General features: G+C 66.2%; 4 protein-coding genes. All 4 read left to right on the top strand.

Annotated elements, in window-relative coordinates:
* The coding region (locus tag AC1D00_RS34505; protein ID WP_477013758.1) for a hypothetical protein at positions 1–493 on the top strand (493 nt) is incomplete at its 5' end.
* Positions 494–683: 190 nt separating this feature from the next.
* Positions 684–1,469, top strand: a complete 786-nt coding sequence (gene modA, locus AC1D00_RS34500) for a molybdate ABC transporter substrate-binding protein (protein WP_477013757.1) — start codon at positions 684–686, stop codon at positions 1,467–1,469.
* Between the two features lie 13 nt (positions 1,470–1,482).
* Positions 1,483–2,178: a molybdate ABC transporter permease subunit gene (gene modB / locus AC1D00_RS34495; RefSeq protein ID WP_477013759.1), complete on the top strand. Its 696-nt coding sequence runs from the start codon at positions 1,483–1,485 to the stop codon at positions 2,176–2,178.
* Between the two features lie 2 nt (positions 2,179–2,180).
* Entirely contained in the window at positions 2,181–2,843 is a 663-nt protein-coding gene (gene modC, locus AC1D00_RS34490; RefSeq protein WP_477013756.1) for a molybdenum ABC transporter ATP-binding protein, read from the top strand.
* The last annotated feature ends 89 nt before the right edge of the window (positions 2,844–2,932 follow it).

Below are 2,932 nucleotides of genomic sequence, written 5' to 3'. Positions count from 1 at the left end.
CACCTTCGTCGCCGCGCTCAWGCTCGGTGCGACCTCCGCTCTGGCCGCTGAAGAGCCCAGCGGCTGCGACAAGTTCAAATGGCCGATCGAACGCGAGCGCGCCGCGTTGACGGCGCCGGACCGTGCAAAGCTCGCTTCGGGGAGCGAACAGCCGGCCCTTCCCGCGACAGCCGTCACGCTGGGCCTCGTCGCGCCGGCGGATGCCAGGCTGCCCACGCCGCCGGAGCGCGCACCGAAGGACGGCAGCTTCGCCGGCTTCACCAGCATCAAGACCGCGAAGGCCGGGCTCTACACGATCAGCCTGTCGGCCGGCGCCTGGGTCGACGTGGTCCAGGACGGCCATTTTCTCAAGCCCGTGGCCTTCAGCGGCGCGACCGATTGCGACGGCATCCGCAAGACCATGAAATACGAGCTGTCGGGTCAGCCCTTGGTGGTCCAGATCAGCGGTGCCAAGGACAATTCGCTGTCGATCGCGATCCTGCCGGCCCAATAGCTGGGTTGGTTAGACAAACGGCCGCCTTTGCCCTAAAGCCTCGGCCTGCTATCTTCGCAGCTGCGATATCCCTGCCGGCCGTAAGCCGTCGCAAGGCCCCGTGGAACAGCGCTTCCGCCCGTCGCAACGACCCCACCCAACGCCAGTTGCGCGCGTGATTTCGCGCGCGGGCTCGCACGGAGCGCACCTCATGATTCGTATCGTCGGACTTTTCACTGCTTTCGTCCTTCTCGCGGGCGCGGCCTTCTCGCCCGCCGCCGCCGAGGACAAGACCATCACCGTGTTCGCCGCCGCCTCGATGAAGAACGCACTCGACGAGATCGACGCGGCCTACACCGCGAAGACCGGCGTCAAGTTCAGCGTCAGCTATGCCGCAAGCTCGGTGCTCGCCAAGCAGATCGAGCAGGGCGCGCCGGCCGACGTGTTCGTCTCCGCCGACACCGACTGGATGGACTACGCGATCTCCAGGAAGACCATCAACGAGCCTTCCAGAGTCAACCTGCTCGGCAACAGCATCGTGCTGATCGCGCCGAAGGATTCCAAGATCGACAACGTCACCATCGCGCAGGGTTTCGACCTCGCAAAGCTCGCCGGCGACGGCAGGATCGCGACCGGCGACGTCAAGTCGGTGCCCGTCGGAAAGTATGCGAAAGCGGCGCTGGAGAAGCTCGGTGCATGGCAGGCGGCCGAGCCGAAATTCGCCATGGCCGAGAGCGTGCGCGCCGCGCTGACGCTGGTCGCGCGCGGCGAGGCCAATCTCGGCATCGTCTACTCCACCGACGCCAAGGTCGAGCCGGGCGTGAAGATCGTCGGCATCTTCCCGGCGGATTCGCATCCTGCGATCATCTATCCGGTCGCGGCGACCACGACCGCGAAGGGCGAGACCAGCGACTATCTCGCCTTCCTGCGCTCGACGGCGGCCAAGACGATTCTGGAAAAATACGGCTTCAAATTCCTGGTCAGCCCCACGACGTGATATCTGCGACTTGATGTTCGAGATCTCGCCCGCCGAATGGACCGCGATCCTGCTCTCGCTCAGGGTCGCCGTCGTCGCAACGCTGGTGGCGACGCCGTTCGGCATTGCGCTGGCATGGCTGCTTGCCCGCCATGACTTCTGGGGCAAGTCGTTTCTCGACGCGGTGGTGCACCTGCCGCTGGTGCTGCCGCCTGTCGTCACCGGCTATCTCCTGCTGCTCACCTTCGGCCGCAAGGGGCTCGTCGGTGGATTCCTGGCTGACACTCTCGGCATCGTCTTCGCGTTCCGCTGGACTGGTGCTGCGCTCGCATGTGGCCTGATGTCGTTCCCATTGCTGGTGCGCCCGATGCGGCTGTCGATCGAGGCGATCGACCGCAAGCTCGAGCAGGCCGCCGAGACGCTTGGCGCGGCGCCGTGGAAGGTGTTCTTCACGGTAACGCTGCCGCTGGCGCTGCCCGGCGTGCTCGCCGGCATGGTGCTCGGCTTTGCGAAGGCGATCGGCGAGTTCGGCGCCACCATCACCTTCGTCTCCAACATTCCCGGCGAGACCCAGACGATTTCCTCGGCGATCTATTCGCTGATCCAGACGCCCGATGGCGACGCCGCTGCGGGCCGGCTCGTGATCGTCTCGGTCATCCTGGCGCTGGGTGCACTGATCGCCGCCGAATGGTTCGCCCGCCGCGCCACTGCGCGCCTGCACGGGAATTGACCATGCTGCAGGTCGATATCGAAAAGCAGCTCGGCGAATTCTCGCTGTCCGCATCCTTCACCGGCGAAGGCCGCGTCATCGGCCTATTCGGCGCGTCGGGCGCCGGCAAGAGCTCGCTGGTCAACATGATCGCAGGGCTGTTGCGGCCCGACCGCGGCACCATCGTGATCGACGGCGAGACCGTGGACGACACCGCGGCCGGCATCCATGTGCCGGCCTGGCGCCGCCGCATCGGCTATGTATTCCAGGACGCCCGGCTGTTTCCGCATCTCAACGTCGTGCAGAATCTCGACTACGGAAGGCGGATGAACGGCCTGCCGTCCGATCCCGCGCAGCACAAGCGCATCATCGACCTGCTCGACATCGGCGCGCTGCAGGGTCGCCGCCCCGGAAAGCTCTCCGGCGGCGAGCGCCAGCGCGTCGCGCTCGGGCGCGCGCTGTTGTCGAAGCCGCGCCTGCTGCTACTCGACGAGCCGCTCGGTGCGCTCGACGAGGGCCGCAAGCTCGAGATCCTGCCCTATCTGGTGCGGCTGCGGGACGAAGCCAACGTCCCCATGGTCTATGTCAGTCACGACGTCGCCGAACTGCGCCAGCTCGCCACGCAGATCGTGATGCTGAAAGAGGGGCGGGTGACGTCGTTCGGCGGGGTGAAGGTGCTGACGTGAGGCACGGTGGCTCAACTTCCACCGCTGTCGTCCCGGCGAAGGCCGGGACCCATACCGCGTGATCTATCGAGGGACTGCGGTGTAGGTAC

This window comes from Bradyrhizobium sp. P2_E8 (assembly GCF_056403875.1).
This window is presented reverse-complemented; position numbering and strand designations above follow the sequence as displayed.

What these genes read in the sequence shown, in the direction of transcription:
- modB (WP_477013759.1), top strand. Translation starts at nt 1,483, where the DNA reads ATGTTCGAGATCTCGCCCGCCGAATGGACCGCGATCCTGCTCTCGCTC.
- modC (WP_477013756.1), top strand. Translation starts at nt 2,181, where the DNA reads ATGCTGCAGGTCGATATCGAAAAGCAGCTCGGCGAATTCTCGCTGTCC.
- modA (WP_477013757.1), top strand. Translation starts at nt 684, where the DNA reads ATGATTCGTATCGTCGGACTTTTCACTGCTTTCGTCCTTCTCGCGGGC.